A 17,171-nucleotide genomic window follows, 5' to 3' on the forward strand; every position below is an offset into this window, starting at 1 on the left:
TCAGTTCACCACTCCGGTCATGACGCCGACGGGGACGGCGATGAAGCCCGCGGTCAGGGCGAGCGCGAGGACGTTCGCGAGGAGGCGCAGGGCGCGTTCGCGGCGCGCGTTGCCGACGCCGAGGGTCTGCGCGGCGCTCCAGAAGCCGTGCCGGACGTGGAGCCCGACGGCGAGCATCGCGACGATGTAGATCGTGTTGCCGTACCAGGTGGAGAAGGTGTCGATGACGTTCTGGTAGGGCCTGCCCGACTCGAAGCCGGGGTGCACGGTCCCGGTGGTGAGGTCGAGGACGTGCCAGACGATGAAGAGGCCGACGATGATCCCGCCCCAGCGCATGGTGCGGGTGGCGTAGGAGGAACCCTTGCGCCGGTGCACGTAGCGGGTGGGGCGGGCCCTGATGTCGCGGCGGCTGAGCTGGTAGGCGGAGACGGCGTGCGCGCCGACGGCGGCGAGGAGCACGATCCGGGCGAGCCACAGGCCCCACTCGTGGTGCAGGACGGGGGCGCCCATCACGCGCAGCCAGTGCGCGTAGCCGTTGAACTCCTCGGGGCCGAAGAAGACCTTGAGGTTTCCGGCCACGTGCGCGACGAGGTAGGCGAGCATGATCAGGCCGCTCACGGCCATCACGGTCTTCTTGCCGATGGTCGACGACCAGAAGCCGCGGGAGGGGGTGCGGGACGGCGGGCGGGCGGAGGCCGTGCCCTTCACGGACGCCGTGCCTTTCGCGGACGCCGAGCCCTTCGCCGCCGCGCCCTTCGCCGTCGCCGTGTCCTTGCTGGGTGCCAGAGCCATGGAACCGACGCTAGGGCCGAAGGACCCGAGAGGTCCAAGACATGGTCCGGCTGATGTCCATAGGCTGAAGCTATGCCTTTGCCCTAGGCTGGGAACATGCAGTTCCAGCAGCTCCTCTACTTCGTGGCCGTGGCCGAGACCCGTCACTTCACCCGGGCCGCCGAGCGGGTGCACGTCTCGCAGCCCTCGCTCTCCCAGCAGATCAAGGCGCTGGAGCAGGAGCTGGGCGCGGAGCTGTTCAGCCGGGCCCGGGGCAACATCGCCCTCACCGACGCGGGCGAGGCCCTCCTCCCGCTGGCCCGCCGGATCCTCGCCGACACCGAGACGGCCCGCCGGGAGGTGCAGGAGCTGGCACAGCTCAAGCGCGGCCGGGTGCGGCTCGGCGCCACCCCCAGCCTGTGCACCGGGCTCCTCCCCGACGTCCTGCGCGCCTTCCACGACCTGCACCCGGGGATCGAGCTGCTCATCCAGGAGAGCGGCTCGCACGACCTGGTGCGGGAGCTGGCCCGCGGCTCCCTGGACCTGGCGCTCGTCGTCCTGCCGCTGCCCTCGCCGTCACCGGCCCTGACGACGGTGGAGCTGCTGCGGGAGGACCTGGTGGTGGTGTCGGCGGCCTCGGCGCCCGCGCCGCGCCGGCCGGTGCGGATCTCCGACCTCCGCGACCAGCCGCTGGTGATGTTCCGGCACGGCTACGACCTGCGGGAGCTGACGGTCGGCGCCTGCCGGGCGGCCGGTTTCGAGCCGTCCTTCACGGTCGAGGGCGGCGAGCTGGACGCGGTCCTCGGCTTCGTGCGGGCCGGGCTCGGGCTCGCCGTCGTCCCCGCCATGGTCGCCGCCCGCGCCGGCCGCGACCTGCGGGTGACCGCCCTCGCCCGGCCGGGCCTGCGCCGCACGATCGCCCTGGCGCACCGCAGCGACGTCGCCCCGCCCCGGGCCGCGCGCGAGCTCCAGCGGCTGCTGATGGCCTCGCGGCGCGGAAAGCCGGCGCCGGACGCCCCGTGACGGAGCGGGTCAGGGACGGAAAGCCGGGCGCCGGCCCCCGTGACGGAGGAGGTCAGGCGCGAAGGTCCGGGCGCCGGACACCCCGTGACGGACCGGGTCAGGGCTCGATGAGCCCCACCCGGATCGCGTACCGGGTCAGCTCCAGCCGGTCGCGCAGCCCGAGCTTCTGGAGGATGTTGGCCCGGTGCCGCTCCACCGTCTTCGGGCTGATGAAGAGCAGGTCGCCGATCTCCTTGGAGGTGTGTCCCTCGGCGACCAGCTTGAGGATCTCCTCCTCCCGTTCGGTGACCGGCCGCTCGGGCAGCCCCGCGCCGGACCGCGCCCGGTCCAGGTAGCTGCGGATCAGCGCGGTCTCCGCGCCCGGGTAGATGAACGACTCGTCGCGCAGCGCCGCCCGGCACGCCTCGACCAGGTCCCGGTCGGCGACGGACTTCGGCACGTACCCGCTGGCGCCGGCCCGCAGCGCCTCGAAGAAGTACTCCTCGTTGTCGTACATGGTCAGCATCAGGATCCGCAGTCCCGGCCGGAGCCTGGCCAGCTCGCGGGCGGCCTGGAGGCCGGTCATCCGGGGCATCGCGACGTCCAGGACGGCCAGGTCGAGCCCCGCGTCCCGGCGGGCGGCGGCCACGGCCTCCGCCCCGTCCCCCGCCTCCGCGACGACCTCCAGGTCCGGCTCGGCGTCGAGGATGAGCCGGACCCCGCGGCGTACCAGCGCGTGGTCGTCGACGAGGAGGATCCGGGCGGGCGGGCGTACGGGGGAGGTCATCGTTCGTGTCCAGGAGTCGGTACGGGTACGGGCCCCGCGTCGGATGCGGGCACGGCCCCGGGCACGGGCGCAGCACCGGGCGCGGGCACGACCCCCGGCGCGGCCGCCTCCGTCCCGGTCCCGCCCCCCGGGCCCGCGGGGCGCCGGGCCGGCAGGTCGAGGCGCACCTCCGTGCCGCCCGTCTCCCCGGGTCCCACCCGCAGCAGGGCGCCGACGAGCAGGGCGCGCTCCCGCATGCCGCCGATGCCCGCGCCCTCGGCCGCGCCGGCCGTGCCGCGGCCGTCGTCGCGGACGAGGAGCCGGGTGCCGCCGTCCGGCGCCGGGCCGAGGCGCAGCTCGACGTGGGCGGCGCCGGAGTGGCGGGCGGCGTTGGTGAGGCCCTCCTGGGCGACCCGGTAGACGACGAGTTCCGTCGCCGGGTCCAGCGGGGCCGTGCCGGGCGCGAGGTGGGCGGTCACCCGCAGCCGGGCGGTGGAGAGTTCGCCGGCGAGGGAGCGGAGCGCGCTGTGCAGGCCCAGTTCCTCCAGGACCCCGGGGCGCAGCCGCCGGGCGATCCGGCGGATCTCCTCCAGGCTCGCCCGGGTGGTCTCCTGCGCCTGCCGCAGGTCCTCCCTGAGCTCCCGCGGGGCGTGGTCGGCGGTGTGCTTGAGCTGGAGGAGCACGGCGGTGAGGGTCTGGCCCACCTCGTCGTGCAGTTCGCGCGCGATCCGCTGCCGCTCGGCCTCCTGCGCGGTCAGGACGCGGCCGGTGCTGGTGGCCCGCTCGGTCTCCAGGCGGTCGAGCATGGCGTTGTAGGCGGCGGTCAGGTCGGCGATCTCGCCGCGGCCGGTGACCTCGGCGCGGGCGCCGGGCTTGAGGAGGTCGACCGTCGCCATGGCGCGGCCGAGCCGGCCGAGCGGGGCGAGGCCGATCCGCAGCAGCGCCGCGTTGAGGACGAGCATCAGGACGAGGCCGCAGAGGACGACGACGGCCTCGCCGAGGCGGACCGGGGTGGAGACCGTGACGGGCCCCAGGAGGAGACCCGCGGCGAGGGCGAGGACGGCCGCGTTGAGGAGGAGGACCCGTCCGTACAGTGACACCGTCCCGCTCCTCCCGGCTCCGCGCCGAATCCGTTCGTTCCCCCCGTCGACCTGCGCAGGAGCCTACGTCCCCGCCCCATCCTGGGGTCCGGCCGGGGTCCTTGTACATCCGTGCCGGCACCCATGTGCGAAGGCCCCCGGAGATGGCACCATGTTCCGGCCGCGGCCCCGGACCGTCCGCCCGTGCGGAGGGGCACCGGCCTCCTCGCCGCGTGCCTCCGCACCACAGACGACACGAGGAGTCCGGGCCGTGCCCACTTCACGGATGAGCTCGACGCCGCTGCCAGGCATCGGCGTCCAGTACGACCTCACCACCCGGGAACACCGGCACCTGTCGGTGATCGCCCACCGCGACGGCACCCGTACGGTCAACGTCTACCGGTCCGACGACCCCGACGCCTGCCTCCAGTCGCTGCACCTGACGGCCGGGGAGAGCGACGCGCTGGTCGACGCCCTGATGCCCGGCCACCACAGTCCGAACCTGCTGCACACCACCGCGCTGGGGCTCGTCGCCGAACGGATCGAGCTCTCCTCCCAGTCGCACTGGAACGGCCGGACCCTCGGCGAGACCCGGATGCGCACGGAGACCGGCGTCTCGATCGTGGCCGTGCTGCGCCGCGCGGACGCCGTCCCCTCCCCCGGCCCCGGCTTCCGGCTGGCCGGCGGGGACACCCTCATCGTCATCGGTACCCACGAAGGCGTCGACGCCGCCGCCACTATCCTCGGAAGGGAGTGATCGGTGCATTCGTCCGCCGTTTTCCTCATCGAGTTCGGAGCGATCATCCTCGGTCTCGGCCTGCTCGGCCGGATGGCCGGGCGGCTGAAGTTCTCGCCCATACCCCTGTACCTCCTCGCCGGACTGGCCTTCGGCGAAGGGGGGCTGCTACCGCTGGGCGCCAGCGAGGAGTTCGTCGCCATCGGCGCCGAGATCGGCGTCATCCTGCTGCTCCTGATGCTCGGTCTGGAGTACACGGCGACCGATCTGGTCACCAACCTGAAGACGCAGTACCCGGCGGGCCTGGTCGACGGGGCGCTCAACGCGCTGCCCGGCGCGGCGATGGCGCTGCTCCTCGGCTGGGGTCCGGTGGCGGCGGTCGTGCTGGCCGGCGTCACCTGGATCTCCTCGTCCGGGGTGATCGCGAAGGTGCTGGGCGACCTGGGACGGCTCGGCAACCGCGAGACGCCGGTGGTGCTGAGCATCCTGGTCCTGGAGGACCTGGCGATGGCGGTCTACCTGCCGATCGTCACCGCGCTGCTCGCCGGGGCGGGGCTCGCGGCCGGCAGCGCCACCCTCGCGATCGCGCTGGGCGTCGCCGGTCTGGTGCTCTTCGTCGCCGTCCGGTACGGGCGGCTGATCTCCCGCTTCGTCTCCAGCGACGATCCGGAGAAGCTGCTCCTGGTCGTACTGGGCCTCACCCTGCTCGTGGCGGGCATCGCGCAGCAGCTCCAGGTGTCCGCGGCGGTCGGCGCGTTCCTCGTCGGCATCGCGCTGTCCGGGGAGGTCGCCGAGGGCGCGCACAACCTGCTCAGTCCGCTGCGGGACCTGTTCGCCGCCGTCTTCTTCGTCTTCTTCGGGCTGCACACGGACCCGGCGAGCATCCCGCCGGTGCTGCTGCCCGCGCTGGCGCTGGCCGTCGTCACCGCCGGCACGAAGATCGCCACCGGCTACTGGGCGGCGCGGCGCAACGGCGTCTCCGCGAAGGGCTCCTGGCGGGCGGGCGGCACGCTGGTGGCGCGCGGCGAGTTCTCCATCGTCATCGCGGGCCTGGCCGTCTCCGCCGGGATCGAGCCCTCGCTGGGCCCGCTGGCCACCGCGTACGTCCTGATCCTGGTCGTCATCGGGCCGCTGACGGCCCGCTACACGGAGCCGGTCGCGACCTGGCTGACCGCGCGGCGGGCCCGCGCGGCGGAGGGTCCGGGGCCCGCGGAGGAGCGGCTGCCGCTCGCCGAGCCCGTCCGTCACGAGCGCTGAGCGGAGACCGCGAGGGGGGAGCGGTACGGGGGGACGTGCCGGAGCGGCCGATGCCCGTCCTCGGGGACGTCGCCCCGGCGCACCGGATCGCCGCCGAACCGGCCGAGGTGTACCGGCGGGACGTCGTGCTCGCCGCCCCCGGACCGGAGGCCCAGCCGGCCCCGGGCAGGAGGCCCGCCCCCACCGGCGCGGGGGTCCACCCGCCCCCGGGCCGACCACGGGGCCGGGGAGCGAAGGCCGGGGGCCGGTGGCCGGAGGGCCGGTAAATCCGCGTGCGGCCGGGGCGGGCGGGCTGCGAGCATCGCGGGATGGACCCCGTTCTCGCACGCCTGCTCGTCCGGCACACCCTCCGCGTCCCCGTCCCCGCCGGGGAGCGGGGGGACGGCTCCGGTGCCGCCCTGCGGTTCGACGCCGCGCTGCGGACGGCGGGCTTCGCCCTGTCCTCCGCGCTGCTGAGGGAGCTGTCCGGGCGGTCCGCCGAGACCGTCGTCGAGCTGGCCCGATGGGTGCTGCCGGCGGTCCGCGAGCGGGTCGGCGACCACGTGGCGCACAACGCGTACTTCATCGACTTCCCGGCGAACGTCCCCGACACCCGGGAGTTCTGGCTGTCGTGCGTCCTGGAGGCGCTGGAGGACCCGGAGGCCCGGGAGCCGGTCCTGGACCGGCTGAGCGCCGGGGTGCTCGACCTGCTGACGCTCCCCTCCTACGGGCGGTACCGGCACTCGTACGAGGAGCTGCTCGCGGCGCACGAGGAGCTGGTCCCGGCGGCCGGGGACCGGCTGACCGTGCTGCACCCCGGCGGGCCCGCGGAGGAGGAGACCGCCGCGCTGTACGCCGCGCTGGCGGGGTCCGTGACGCCGCTGGGCGAGGAGCACCTGGCCGATCTGGCGGTGCTCGCCGCACACTGCGCGGACGGGCCGCAGCCGGCGGAGATCCCGGTCCGGGAGAACCGGGCCGTGGTCAACGCCGCCCGGCTGCGGGCGGGCGCGGCGCCGCTGCTCGACACCGTCACGGACGTGCTGCGGCTGGCCTGCGCGCTGTCGGGCGGGGACGTGACGCTGCGGGAGCGGACCCGTTTCCGCGCCCTGTCCCGGCCGGTGCGGCGCGTCCTGCTCGCGGGTCTGGACGCCGTGGTGGCGAAGGACCCGGCGAAGGCCGCGGACGTGGGGCCGCACCGGGAGGCGTGGAAGCGGCTCGGGGAGCGGCTGCACCCGCACGAGCACCCGCGGTGGCCGCACGCGGCGGAGGTGTTCGCGGTGGCCCGGGGCGAGCTGCGGGTGCCGTCGCTGGACTCCCGGGCGGAGGCGCTGCTCGCGGACGGCGACGTGCCGGGGGCGGCGGAGCTGCTGGCGTCGGCGGCGCCCGGGCGGCTGTTCCGGGCGCTGGACCGGCTGCTGCGCACGGCGGCGGACGGGGCCGGGCGGGAGGCGGTGCTGGCGGCGGCGGAGCGTGCCGCGCCGCGGGTGGCGGGCCGGGTGGTGCTGTCGCTGCGGGAGCACGCGCAGAACCGGCGGGCCGGAGCGGACGCGGTGCGGCGGGTGTTCGTGAACCGCGCGGGCGCCGCGTGGGTGGCGCCCGACCGGCGCGCGCCGCTGCCGGAGGACGTACGGGAGCGGCTGCTGGCGCTGCTCGACGCGGAGACCCGGCGCAGGCTGCCGGTGCCGGAGCGGCTGCTGGTGGACCCCGACGTCCTGGACGTGGCGCTGCCGCTCAGCGGGCGTGCCTCGACGGGCGGGTTCGGGGTGCTGCCGCGCGGCTCGGTGTCGCCGGTCGACGGCGAGCTGCTGCGGTTCTTCATGTACTGGAAGGAGGCCCGGCGGACCACCGACCTGGATCTGTCGGCGCTGGTACTGGACGAGGAGTACCGGACGGTGTCCTGGCTGTCCTACACGGAGCTGACCGCCGTGGAGGGCGTGCATTCCGGTGACGTCGTCGAAGCGCCGGACGGGGCCTCGGAGTTCATCGAGCTGCGGCTGGGGGCGGTGCGCGGGACGTTCGTCGTGCCGCAGGTGCACGTGTTCTCGGGCGAGGACTTCGAGGAGACGGCGGAGTCGTTCTTCGGGTTCATGCTGCGGGAGGGGGAGCAGGAGGGGCGGCCGTTCGAGCCGCGCACGGTCCGGATGAAGTCGGACCTGCGGGGTCCCGGCCGGGTGGCGCTGCCGCTGGTCTTCCGGCGGGACGCGGAGGGCCGCTGGCACGCGCACTGGCTGCACCTGTGCCTGCGGGGCACGCCGTCGGCGAACCGGGTGGAGGAGCACCGGGTGTCGGTGGCGGTGCTGCTGCGCGGCGCGCTGGGGCGGACTCCGCTGACGGTGCGTCACCTGGTGCGCCTCATGGAGGAGTCGGGGTCGCGGGTGACGGTGTGGGACGGGGGCGCGGTGCCGGCGGGGCCGGTGACGTACCTGGGTCTGGAACGGCCCGAGGGGCTCGCTCCGGGCTCGCGGGTCCTGACCCCGGAAAACCTGCGCGACCTGGTCCCGGCCTGAGTGCTACGGTCTTCCCGGGTCGAGGCCATGAGGGGGCTTCCTTCTCAGGATCCCTTGAAATTAGTCCCTTCGCTCTCCTCGCCCCGCACGGCCGCGGGCCCGGTCCTTCCGAGGACCGGGCCCGCGGCCGTCCGCGCGTTCACACCGCGTCGGCCAGGACCAGCGAGTGGATGCGGTCCGGGGCGCCGGGGCGGGCGTAGTACCAGCCCTGGGCGGTGTCGCAGCCGATCTCGCGGAGGCGTTCGGCCTGGGCGGCGGTCTCCACGCCCTCGACGGTGACGGCGAGTTCGAGGCTGTGGGCCAGGGAGACGATCCCTTCGACGATCTTCAGGTCGACGGGGTCCACCGGGTGCTGCTGCATGCCGCGGGTGAAGGAGCGGTCGAGCTTGAGGACGCTGACCGGGAGGCGGCGCAGGTTGGCCAGGTTGGAGTAGCCGGTGCCGAAGTCGTCGAGGGCGATGTCGACGCCCATCTCGGCGAGTTGGCGCAGGGGCTTGAGGAGGTCCTCGTCGGCGCCGATGAGGGCGGACTCGGTGACCTCCAGGCAGAGCGCGCCGGGGGCGAGTCCGGAGCGCTCCAGGACGTCGACGGTGTCGGCGACCAGCCGGGGGTGGTGGAGCTGGGTCGGCGACAGGTTGACGTTGATGCGGAGCGGGGTGCCGGCGGCGGGGTCGTCGAGCTGCCAGGCGCGGGCCTGCCGGACGGCCTCCTGGAGGACCCAGCGGCCCAGCGGCACGATGAGTCCGGTGTCCTCGGCGAGCGGGATGAAGCGGTCCGGGCCCAGGACGCCGTGCTGGGGGTGGCTCCAGCGGACGAGGGCCTCGGCGCCGTGGACGCTGCCGTCGTCGAGGTGGACGAGCGGCTGGTACTCGATGAAGAACTCGCCGCGCTCCAGGGCGGTCGGCAGGGCCGTGGTGAGGCCGTGCCGGGTGATGGCGCGGGCGTCGGCCTCGGGGTCGGCGAGCTCGAAGCGGTTGCCGCCCGCGGACTTGGCCCGGTACATGGTGATGTCGGCGCTGCGCAGCACCTCGGCGGCGGTGCGCTCGCCGGCCGGGCCCTCGACGACGCCGAGGCTGCCGCGCACGGTGAGTTCGCGGCCGTCGACGCCGATGGGGGCGGCGAGGGCGGCGAGGATGCGGTCGGCGAGCCCGGTGGCGTCCCGGTCGCCGCCGGTGCCGCTGGTGAGGGCGACGAACTCGTCGCCGCCGAGCCGGGCGACCATCTCGCCGGGGCCGGTGGCGCACGCCTGGAGCCGGTCGGCGACCTCCACGAGGAGCCGGTCGCCGACGGAGTGGCCGAGGCTGTCGTTGATGGCCTTGAAGCCGTCGAGGTCGAGGTAGCAGAGGCCGAAGCCGCTCTCCTCGCCTCCGGCGGCGGGGGCGAGGGCCTTCTCCAGGCGCTCGAAGAACAGCGTCCGGTTGGGCAGTCCGGTGAGGGCGTCGTGGGTGGCCTCGTACCGCAGGCGCAGGTGGAGCAGGCGCCGTTCGGTGATGTCCTCCATGAGGGCGAGCTGGTACTGGGGCAGGCCCTGGGCGTCGCGCAGCAGGGAGACGGTGAGGTTGGTCCACAGGACCGTGCCGTCGCCCCGGTAGTACGGCTTCTCCACCCGGTACTGCTCGCGCTCGCCGCGCACCAGCTCCTCGTAGAGCCGCCAGACGTGCGGCCCGTCCTCGGGGTGCACCCACTCGCTGACGTTGCGGCTGCGGACGTGGGCCTCCACGCCGCCGAACATGCGGGTCATCGTGTCGTTGACCTCCACGATGCGGCCGTCGAGGTCGGCGATGCCGATGCCGATGGCGGCGCCGTCGAAGACGGCCCTGAAGCGGCTCTCGGTGGCGTGCAGGGCGATCTCCGCGGCGCTGCGGGCACAGAGCGCGGAGCGGGCGATGGCCTCCTGCTCGACGCGGGTCCGCTCGCGCAGGGCCTGGGCGTAGCCGGTGGCCATGGCGTGCTGGAGGCGGGCGCAGCGGGCCCGCAGTTCCTCGGTGGCGAGCCCGGGGTCCGTACCGCAGTAGAGGACGAGGTACGAGTCGACCACGCCGAGGCTGCGGCCGAGGGCGTCCGGGTCGGTGCAGTGGGCGCCGACCAGTCCGGCCCCGGCCCGCTGGGCGGGGGCGGTGTCGAAGGGCCGGGCGAGCAGCGCGCCGGAGAGCAGCCGGGCGAGCGGCAGCAGGTGGCCCTCGAACTCGGCGCGGGTGAGGGAGGTGGCCGTCACCGGGAAGATGGCCCGGCTCCAGATGGTGACGAACCGCCTGAGTCTGTCCTCCGGCCCGTCGGTCTCCCCGGCGGCCCCGGACGGCTGCGACGGCACCTTCACGCCTTGCGCCCCACACCTGCGAAGCCGGAGAAGGCGTACGGGTCCTCCTCCTCGGCCGGGCTGTCGGGCCGCCACAGGGGCATCGACACGAGGCCGGGCTCGACGAGTTCGGTGCCGTCGAAGAAGCGGGCGATCTCCTCGGGCGAGCGCATCACCAGGGGGCTGCGGGTGGTGCGGTACACCTCGACGGTGCCGCCGGCGCGTTCCTGCTCCACCGGAATGCCCTCGTACGAGGCGTGGGTGACGATCAGGAGGCTGCCGGGGGCGAGGGCGTCGAGGAGTTCGGCGACGGCCTCCCGGGGGCGGTCGGAGTCCTCCAGGAAGTGCAGGACGGCGACGAGCAGCAGGGCGACCGGCCGGTCGAGGTCGAGGAGTCCGGTGACCTCGGGGCTGTGCAGGATGTCGGCAGGCTTGCGGAGGTCGGCGGGGACGACGGCCGCCTGGCCGACGCCCTCCAGGACGGCCCGGCTGTGGGCGACGGCGACGGGGTCGTGGTCGACGTAGACGATCCGGGCGGCGGGGTCGGCGGCGAGGGCGACCTCGTGCACGTTGCCGAAGGTCGGTATGCCGGAGCCGATGTCGAGGAACTGGGTGACGCCGGAGTCGACGGCGTGGCGGACGGCGCGCCGCATGAACGCCCGGTTCGCCTGCATGATCTTGGGGAGACCCGGCAGGAACTCCATGGCCTTGCGGGCCGCTTCCCGGTCCACTTCGAAATTGTGCGAGCCGCCCAGATAGAAGTCGTACATACGGGACACGCTCGGCATCGAAATGTCGATACCCGGCGGAGCCCAGGCGGGACGCTCCATCAATGTCTCCAACAAGTCGCCATGGGGGATGCGGCCCGGTGTTCGCGGCCGTGTTCGAGGTGAGGCTACTGATCGTCCGCCGAGAGAGCGAGTGGAAACGGAAATTCGCGGTCCGTTCTTGGTCACATGCCTTTGGCGCGTGCTGTCGAAACGAAGAGTTCACGCCTTCAGACCGTGCACATTCACGTGCATACGATCGTGCGGCGGCTCTCCGGGCCCTTGTCCGGGGGCACTTCGGCGGTCCGCGGCCCGGTCCGCACCTCGGTGGCCTGCGCGGTCCGGTCGGACCGCCGGTGCAGGATGCCCTGTCGCCCCGGGTCCGCGACAGGGCGACAACCGGACAGTTGTGGCGGGCGGACCCGGGGGCGGGTGTTCCGCGTCCCCGAAGTGCCACTGCGACGGGGATCACTGGGGTCCGCGACAGCAGAACGTCAAGTCCGCGCACCGGAAGAACCCCACCATCCGGGGAATCCGAGCGCATTCGGGCCCCGGTTCGCCGTCCATGTGTTCAAGCTCGTCGGCGTGTCTCTGTTCCGATCACCCTTCACGCGGTCGTTGGCGGCCACCGGACTGGTGTGGCTGCTCACCGCGCCCGCCCCGGCGACCGCCGATTCCTGCGCCCACGCCACGGTCGGACCGGGCGGCTCGCACACCTCGGTCGCGGTCATCGGCCCGGACGCGTGCACACCGCCGCCGAAACCGACCCCGACGAAGCCCCGCCCGACCGAACCCCAGAAGCCCGAACCCACGAAAACCACGAAGCCCACGAAGCCCACGCCGAAGCCTCCGGCGAAGCCGACCCCGCCCCCGCTGCCGAGGCCGCCGGTGATCCCGCCCGGGCCCGTGCCCGTGGTGCCGCCGCCGCCCTCCCCCCTGCGGCCGCCCGCCACCACCCCGGCACCGCGGCCCGTCCCCGTGACACCGGCCCCGACCCCGCCCCCGGCCCCGGCCTCCCCCGCGCCCGGCACCCCGGCGCCCGAGGAGCCGCCGGCCCCCGCGCCGCCGCCCCCGCCCGCCACCACGACGGCGCCGCGGCCGGCGGCCGCGCCCCCGGTGGCGCTCCCGCACTACAAGCGGACGGCCCGGCCCCAGCCGAAGCGCACCTCGTCACCCGTCACCACGATGCTCCTGATCACCGCGCCGGCCGTCATCGCCACCGCGATCCTGCGCCCGCGCTCCCGCTGATCCGGCCCGCACCCTCCCCGAACACCCCACTTGAGGAAGACCGAGGAACCATGTCCGAATGGCTCGTCCTGACCTTGGCGATGGCCGCCGCCTGCGGCGTCGTCCTGGCCATCGTCGTCATCAACCACCGCCGCATCCCCGAGGACGACGACCCCAACGAGACCCCCGACGTCATCGAGTACATGACGATGATGATCGGCGTGATCTACGCGATCGTGCTCGGTCTCGCCATCGCCGGCGTCTGGGAGGGCCGCAGCGCCGCCCAGGAGGTGGTGCGCCAGGAGGCCCAGGCCATGCACGAGATCTCCGAGCGGGTCGAGGTGTACCCGGCGGCGGTGCGCACGCGGATCCGCGCCGACGTCGACGCGTACGTCTCCTACGTCGTCAACCAGGAGTTCGACCACATGGCCGAGCAGGGCTCGACCACCGAGGAGGGCGACGCGCTCCTCGGCAAGGTGCGCCGCAGCGTCACCGACTACGAGCCCGCGAACGACTTCGAGGGGCAGGCGTACCAGCCGCTGGTCGACCAGGTGATGGTCGCCGACGACGCCCGCGGCGCCCGCGGCCAGAGCGCCGGGGAGACCATGCCGGGGGTGGTCTGGTTCGGCCTGATCATCGGGGCGCTGGTCTCGGTGGGGCTGATCTTCACCCTCCAGATCCGGCGCACGGGACGGGAGTTGCTGCTCGCGGGCCTGTACAGCGCGCTGATCGCCTTCCTGCTCTTCCTGATCTGGGACTTCGACGCGCCGTTCGGCCGCGGCCTGGCGGCCACCGCCGCGCCGTTCACCGATCTGTTCCCGCAGGTCACGGGCTGATCGACCGGGCCGTACTGGGCCGGTCGGGGGACATCGGTGCCCCATTCGCGCGTCTGGGATCGCGGCTGTGGTAGTGCGCTCCTAGCGTGGCGGTCAACGAGGTGTACGCAGGCTTCTCGCGGCCAGACCGCCGCGGCCGGCCCTCGGGACCCGGAGGATTCACCATGCGCGCGATACGTGCCGCGTCCACCGCCCTGCTGGGGGCGGCCGCCCTCGCCCTGGCCGCCCCCGTCACCGTCGCCCACGCGGCCGACGGTGCGCCCGCGCCGAACCCGCGGGTGCGGGGCGCGAAGGCCCCGGGCGATTTCGTCGTCTCCCCGTCGCTGGTCAGGGCCGGCGGCCGGGTGACGCTCAGCGCCCCCGGCTGCTCCAGCACGGCGACGGCGACGGCGGGCATCTTCGACACCGTCCAGATCGCGCCGGGTTCGGCGGTCACCGCCACCGTGGACGCGGACGCCAAGCCCGGCGCCGTGTACACGGTGGCGTTCAACTGCTCGGGCGGGGTGCAGGACACCGTGGACCTGACGATCAGCGGGCTCGCGACCCTGACGCCGACGATCGGCGCGACGACGCTGCTGGCCCCGCGCGGGGTCCAGGGCGGTCTCGGCGGTTCGCAGGGCGGGCCGGGAGCGGCCGAACTGGCCGCGGGCACGGCCCTGGTGCTCGTCGCGGCGGCCGGTTCGGCGTACGCGCTCCACCGCCGTGCGGGCTCCCGCCGGCACTGACCGCGTGCGGCCCTCCCGGCCGGGCGTGCGGCGGCGGACAGCCCGCCGCCCCCGGTCCCTTGCGGGACGCGGGGGCGGCGGGCGCGGGGGCCGACCGGGAGGTTCGGCCGGTCAGGCACCCGCGCCGGTCATCCGGCGGCGACGGATCACGAAGAGGCCGCCGCCGAGCGCGGCGGCGGCGACCAGGCTGCCGCCGACGGCCATCTCGGTGGAGCTGGGCTCCAGCGAACCGCCGAGACCGCCCTGGGCGCCGCGGCCCGCGAGCACGCGGAACGGGTGCGTGACGACCTTGGAGTTGTCGCTGCACTTGACGGCCAGGTTGTAGTTGCCGGGGGTGGCGTTGTTGTAGACGCGGGCGATCGCGCTGGACAGGCCGTCGGAGTTGACCGAGAGGTTGGTCTCCGGGAAGGCGTTGGACGTGACGGTGCCGCCGTGGCCGCACCCCTTGGCCGTGATCGTGATCGTCGACCCGGCGTGGACGTCGTAGGGGTTGACGGTGACGTTGACGGGACCGTTGGTGGCGGCGGCGAGGGGCGCGGCCAGGCCGACCGCCGCGAGCGCGGTGGCGGTCACCGCCAGAGTGCGTGCAGCACGCATGGTTGAACCTCCAGTGGAAGACGCCCCGAAGCGGTGCTCCGGGAGATTCGACGAGTACGTCTTCCATGACGAACCATCACAACCTGGACCCCTTCCCGCACCTCGGCGCTGGGCCGGTCCGGTGAGCGCCCGTGTCCGCCGATCGAGTTGTGTCGGCCGTCGGCGCCGCAGGTCAGAGGCGTGCGGGACGATTGTCCGACGAATACTCGGATGGGTCAGCGCTCCGTCACCCGGGGCGACCAGTGGGGCCCGAAGGCCCTCGCCCCGGCGGTTTCTGACGGTGGGTCGGCTCCCGTGCGGGGCTCCGGCCGGGGCCTGCGGGCGCGTCGCCACCCGTCCGGCCGCGCCGGGTTACCCGTTCGGGCCGTCCGGAGCGCGGGAGGACGGGGACGCCCTTACCGTTCACACGTCGCCACGAAGGGAGAACCATGCCCCCGAAGGACTTCCGCGTCCCCGAGCGCAGGAGACGACGACCCTGGGGCGTCCTGGCCCTCGCCATGCTGTCCGGAATCGCGATGATGCGCAACGGCGCGGGCGTCGCGGAGGGGCCGCCCCAACCGGCCGCCGCGGCCCGGCCGGTGGCGCGTCCGGTCGTCGCGCCGCCCGCCGAGGCGTCCTCGGGGGTCCGGCCGCTGCCCTTCGCCCCCGCCTCGCGGATCCGCATCCCGGCGATCGAGGTGGCGGCCCCGCTCATGGACGTGGGGCTCGACGCGGACGGCTGGGTGGCGGCCCCCGACCCGCGGGACGCCAACATGGCCGGCTGGTACCAGAACGGCATCGCGCCCGGCCAGCGCGGCACCTCGGTGATCGTCGGGCACGTCGACAACAAGAGCGGCCCGGCGGTCTTCTACGGGCTCGGCGCCCTGGAGAAGGGCCAGCACGTCGAGGTCGAGCGGTACGACGGCCGGGTGGCGGTCTTCGAGATCTACGGCATCGAGGTGTACTCCAAGCAGGACTTCCCCGGCCCGCAGGTCTACGGGGACACCGGCCACCCGGAGCTGCGGGTGATCACCTGCGGCGGCGGCTACACCAAGGCGGGCGGCTACGACGGCAACGTGGTCGTCTACGCGCGGATGGTCGGCTCCCGCTGAGGCTCCCGCCGGGACGCGCGCGCGGAAGGGCCCCGGGGCGTCCCCGGGGCCCTTCCGCGCGGTCGGCGCGCCCTCAGCGGCGGGGCACGGTGATGCCGTACCCCTCGTCGAGGAGCGCGGGCAGGTAGCGGCGGAGCGCGGCGACGCTCTGGGAGCGGTTCCCGCCGGCGTCGTGCGAGAGGACGACGACGCCGGGCCCCGCGCCGTCGAGGACCCGGCGGACGATGGTGCCGCTGCCGGGCTCGGTCCAGTCCAGGGTGTCCACGGACCAGGCGAAGGGCTCCATGCCGAGGGCGGCGCCGATCTCGAAGGAGTGCCGGTTCCAGGCGCCGTAGGGGGCGCGGTACCAGAGCGGGGCGGTGCCCACGGCGCGCTCCACGATCTCGCTGGTGGAGCCCAGTTCGTCGCGGATGCGGGAGGGGCGCAGCTTCGGGACGAGCGGGTGGGACCAGGAGTGGTTGCCGATCACGTGCCCGTCGTCGGCCATCTCCCTCAGCAGGTCCTGGTTCTCCACCGCCATCTCGCCGCAGACGAAGAACATCGCCCGGCAGTCGTGGCGGCGCAGGGTGGCGAGGATCGCCGGGGTGTAGCGGGGGTCGGGGCCGTCGTCGAAGGTGAGGACCATGGAGCGGCCGACGCCGGTGAGCGAGAGGAAGGGCCGGCTCCGGACCGGGGGCAGGGCGCGGGGGCGTGCGGCGGGGGCGTACGCGGTCATGGGCTGGAGCCGGTACGCGGAGGGGCGCAGCCGGGGCGCGGCGGCCTGCGGTCCCGGGGCGGGGGCCGCGGCGGGGCGCGGGCCCCGGGGGGCGGCGGAGGCCGTGGGGGCGTCGGGGGTGCCGAGCCGGTCGACGGCGAGCGCCCCGGCCGTGACGGTGACTCCGAGGGCGGCGGCGAGGCCCAGCACCGACCTCCGGCCGATGAGCGGCTGATCGTTTTTCATGACCAATGGTTCGTACGGGGAGGGGTGCGGGCCCCTCACCGACACCGGGCCGCCGCCCGATTGCACCCGATGGGCCGATACCCTCGGAAGGTGAGCGAACACCAGCCCCACCGGTTCGAACGCGGCACCGACGGACCCAAGGTGATCATGGCGGGGGTCGACGGCTCGGCCTCGTCCCTGCGGGCGGCGGCCTACGCGGCCGGCCTGGCCCGCCGGCAGCACGCGCTCCTCGCGCTCGTCTACGTGCAGCCGGTGCTGGCGGGCGGCGCGGCGCTGGGCGCCCCGGTCGCCGGCACCACCGGGGAGATCGCCGAGAGCCTGGTCGAGGAGATCCGCACCTCGGCGGAGCGCGTGAAGGGCCTGTGGCAGGTGCGCTGGGAGTTCCACACCTTCCGGGGCGACGCCTACGCGGGGCTGGCGCGCGCGGCGGACGACCTGAAGGCGGACGCCGTGGTGGTGGGCGTCTCGGAGTCGGCGGGGCACCGCTTCGTCGGCTCGGTGGCCGTGCGCCTGGTGAAGGCGGGCCGCTGGCCGGTCACGGTCGTCCCCTGACCGGCCGCCCCGCTTCCCGGGCACCGGCCCGCCCTTCGACCGG

General features: G+C 74.6%; 17 protein-coding genes. 10 read left to right on the top strand and 7 right to left on the bottom strand.

What is annotated here, in order from left to right:
• Nucleotides 1-624: a succinate dehydrogenase gene (locus tag IE326_RS37145; RefSeq protein WP_229915904.1), complete on the bottom strand. Its 624-nt coding sequence runs from the start codon at nt 622-624 to the stop codon at nt 1-3.
• Between the two features lie 264 nt (nt 625-888).
• On the opposite strand from IE326_RS37145, the gene IE326_RS37150 reads away from it, so the two are divergent.
• Entirely contained in the window at nt 889-1,794 is a 906-nt protein-coding gene (locus IE326_RS37150) for a LysR family transcriptional regulator (RefSeq protein ID WP_150234300.1), read from the top strand.
• Nucleotides 1,795-1,891: 97 nt separating this feature from the next.
• On the opposite strand, the gene IE326_RS37155 is transcribed toward IE326_RS37150, so the two are convergent.
• On the bottom strand, nt 1,892-2,560 hold the full coding sequence (locus tag IE326_RS37155; RefSeq protein ID WP_150234302.1) for a response regulator: 669 nt from the start codon (nt 2,558-2,560) through the stop codon (nt 1,892-1,894).
• Nucleotides 2,557-3,639 carry a sensor histidine kinase gene (locus tag IE326_RS37160; RefSeq protein ID WP_190044717.1) on the bottom strand — a complete coding sequence of 361 codons (1,083 nt, stop codon included), beginning with the start codon at nt 3,637-3,639 and terminating at the stop codon, nt 2,557-2,559. Before IE326_RS37160 ends, IE326_RS37155 begins: the two co-directional genes overlap by 4 nt.
• Before the next feature lie 265 nt (nt 3,640-3,904).
• On the opposite strand from IE326_RS37160, the gene IE326_RS37165 reads away from it, so the two are divergent.
• Genes IE326_RS37165 through IE326_RS37180 form a run of 4 tightly spaced genes read left to right on the top strand, consistent with a single transcriptional unit; the run spans nt 3,905 to nt 8,097 of the window.
• Nucleotides 3,905-4,375 carry a cation:proton antiporter regulatory subunit gene (locus IE326_RS37165; RefSeq protein ID WP_150236194.1) on the top strand — a complete coding sequence of 157 codons (471 nt, stop codon included), beginning with the start codon at nt 3,905-3,907 and terminating at the stop codon, nt 4,373-4,375.
• A 3-nt stretch (nt 4,376-4,378) separates the two neighbouring features.
• Nucleotides 4,379-5,611: a cation:proton antiporter gene (locus tag IE326_RS37170; RefSeq protein ID WP_190044718.1), complete on the top strand. Its 1,233-nt coding sequence runs from the start codon at nt 4,379-4,381 to the stop codon at nt 5,609-5,611.
• A 50-nt stretch (nt 5,612-5,661) separates the two neighbouring features.
• On the top strand, nt 5,662-5,877 hold the full coding sequence (locus IE326_RS37175; RefSeq protein ID WP_190044719.1) for a hypothetical protein: 216 nt from the start codon (nt 5,662-5,664) through the stop codon (nt 5,875-5,877).
• Between the two features lie 42 nt (nt 5,878-5,919).
• Entirely contained in the window at nt 5,920-8,097 is a 2,178-nt protein-coding gene (locus tag IE326_RS37180; protein WP_190044720.1) for a TerD family protein, read from the top strand.
• Nucleotides 8,098-8,236: 139 nt separating this feature from the next.
• Here IE326_RS37180 and IE326_RS37185 read toward each other — a convergent pair whose 3' ends face one another.
• Complete coding sequence (locus tag IE326_RS37185) at nt 8,237-10,414, bottom strand: putative bifunctional diguanylate cyclase/phosphodiesterase (RefSeq protein ID WP_150234308.1); 2,178 nt, start codon at nt 10,412-10,414, stop codon at nt 8,237-8,239.
• Nucleotides 10,411-11,223, bottom strand: a complete 813-nt coding sequence (locus IE326_RS37190; protein ID WP_150234310.1) for an SAM-dependent methyltransferase — start codon at nt 11,221-11,223, stop codon at nt 10,411-10,413. Before IE326_RS37190 ends, IE326_RS37185 begins: the two co-directional genes overlap by 4 nt.
• 522 nt (nt 11,224-11,745) lie before the next feature.
• On the opposite strand from IE326_RS37190, the gene IE326_RS37195 reads away from it, so the two are divergent.
• From IE326_RS37195 to IE326_RS37205, 3 genes are all read left to right on the top strand, one after another.
• A complete protein-coding gene (locus IE326_RS37195; protein WP_229915842.1) occupies nt 11,746-12,408 on the top strand; it encodes a hypothetical protein in 663 nt (220 codons plus the stop codon).
• Nucleotides 12,409-12,458: 50 nt separating this feature from the next.
• The gene (locus IE326_RS37200; protein ID WP_150234312.1) at nt 12,459-13,223 is read left to right on the top strand and encodes a bestrophin-like domain; all 765 of its coding nucleotides are present in this window, start codon (nt 12,459-12,461) and stop codon (nt 13,221-13,223) included.
• 164 nt (nt 13,224-13,387) lie between these two features.
• A complete protein-coding gene (locus IE326_RS37205) occupies nt 13,388-13,948 on the top strand; it encodes a hypothetical protein (protein WP_190044721.1) in 561 nt (186 codons plus the stop codon).
• Between the two features lie 111 nt (nt 13,949-14,059).
• On the opposite strand, the gene IE326_RS37210 is transcribed toward IE326_RS37205, so the two are convergent.
• Nucleotides 14,060-14,545 (bottom strand): hypothetical protein, encoded by a 486-nt coding sequence (locus tag IE326_RS37210; RefSeq protein WP_150234315.1) that lies wholly within the window; start codon nt 14,543-14,545, stop codon nt 14,060-14,062.
• A 428-nt stretch (nt 14,546-14,973) separates the two neighbouring features.
• On the opposite strand from IE326_RS37210, the gene IE326_RS37215 reads away from it, so the two are divergent.
• Nucleotides 14,974-15,636, top strand: a complete 663-nt coding sequence (locus IE326_RS37215) for a class F sortase (protein WP_150234318.1) — start codon at nt 14,974-14,976, stop codon at nt 15,634-15,636.
• 73 nt (nt 15,637-15,709) lie between these two features.
• Here IE326_RS37215 and IE326_RS37220 read toward each other — a convergent pair whose 3' ends face one another.
• On the bottom strand, nt 15,710-16,576 hold the full coding sequence (locus IE326_RS37220; protein ID WP_190044722.1) for a polysaccharide deacetylase family protein: 867 nt from the start codon (nt 16,574-16,576) through the stop codon (nt 15,710-15,712).
• 69 nt (nt 16,577-16,645) lie between these two features.
• On the opposite strand from IE326_RS37220, the gene IE326_RS37225 reads away from it, so the two are divergent.
• Nucleotides 16,646-17,128 (top strand): universal stress protein, encoded by a 483-nt coding sequence (locus IE326_RS37225; protein WP_373310377.1) that lies wholly within the window; start codon nt 16,646-16,648, stop codon nt 17,126-17,128.
• The last annotated feature ends 43 nt before the right edge of the window (nt 17,129-17,171 follow it).

Source organism: Streptomyces filamentosus (assembly GCF_014654895.1).
In the GTDB taxonomy this organism is placed as follows: Bacteria; Actinomycetota; Actinomycetes; order Streptomycetales; family Streptomycetaceae; genus Streptomyces; species Streptomyces filamentosus.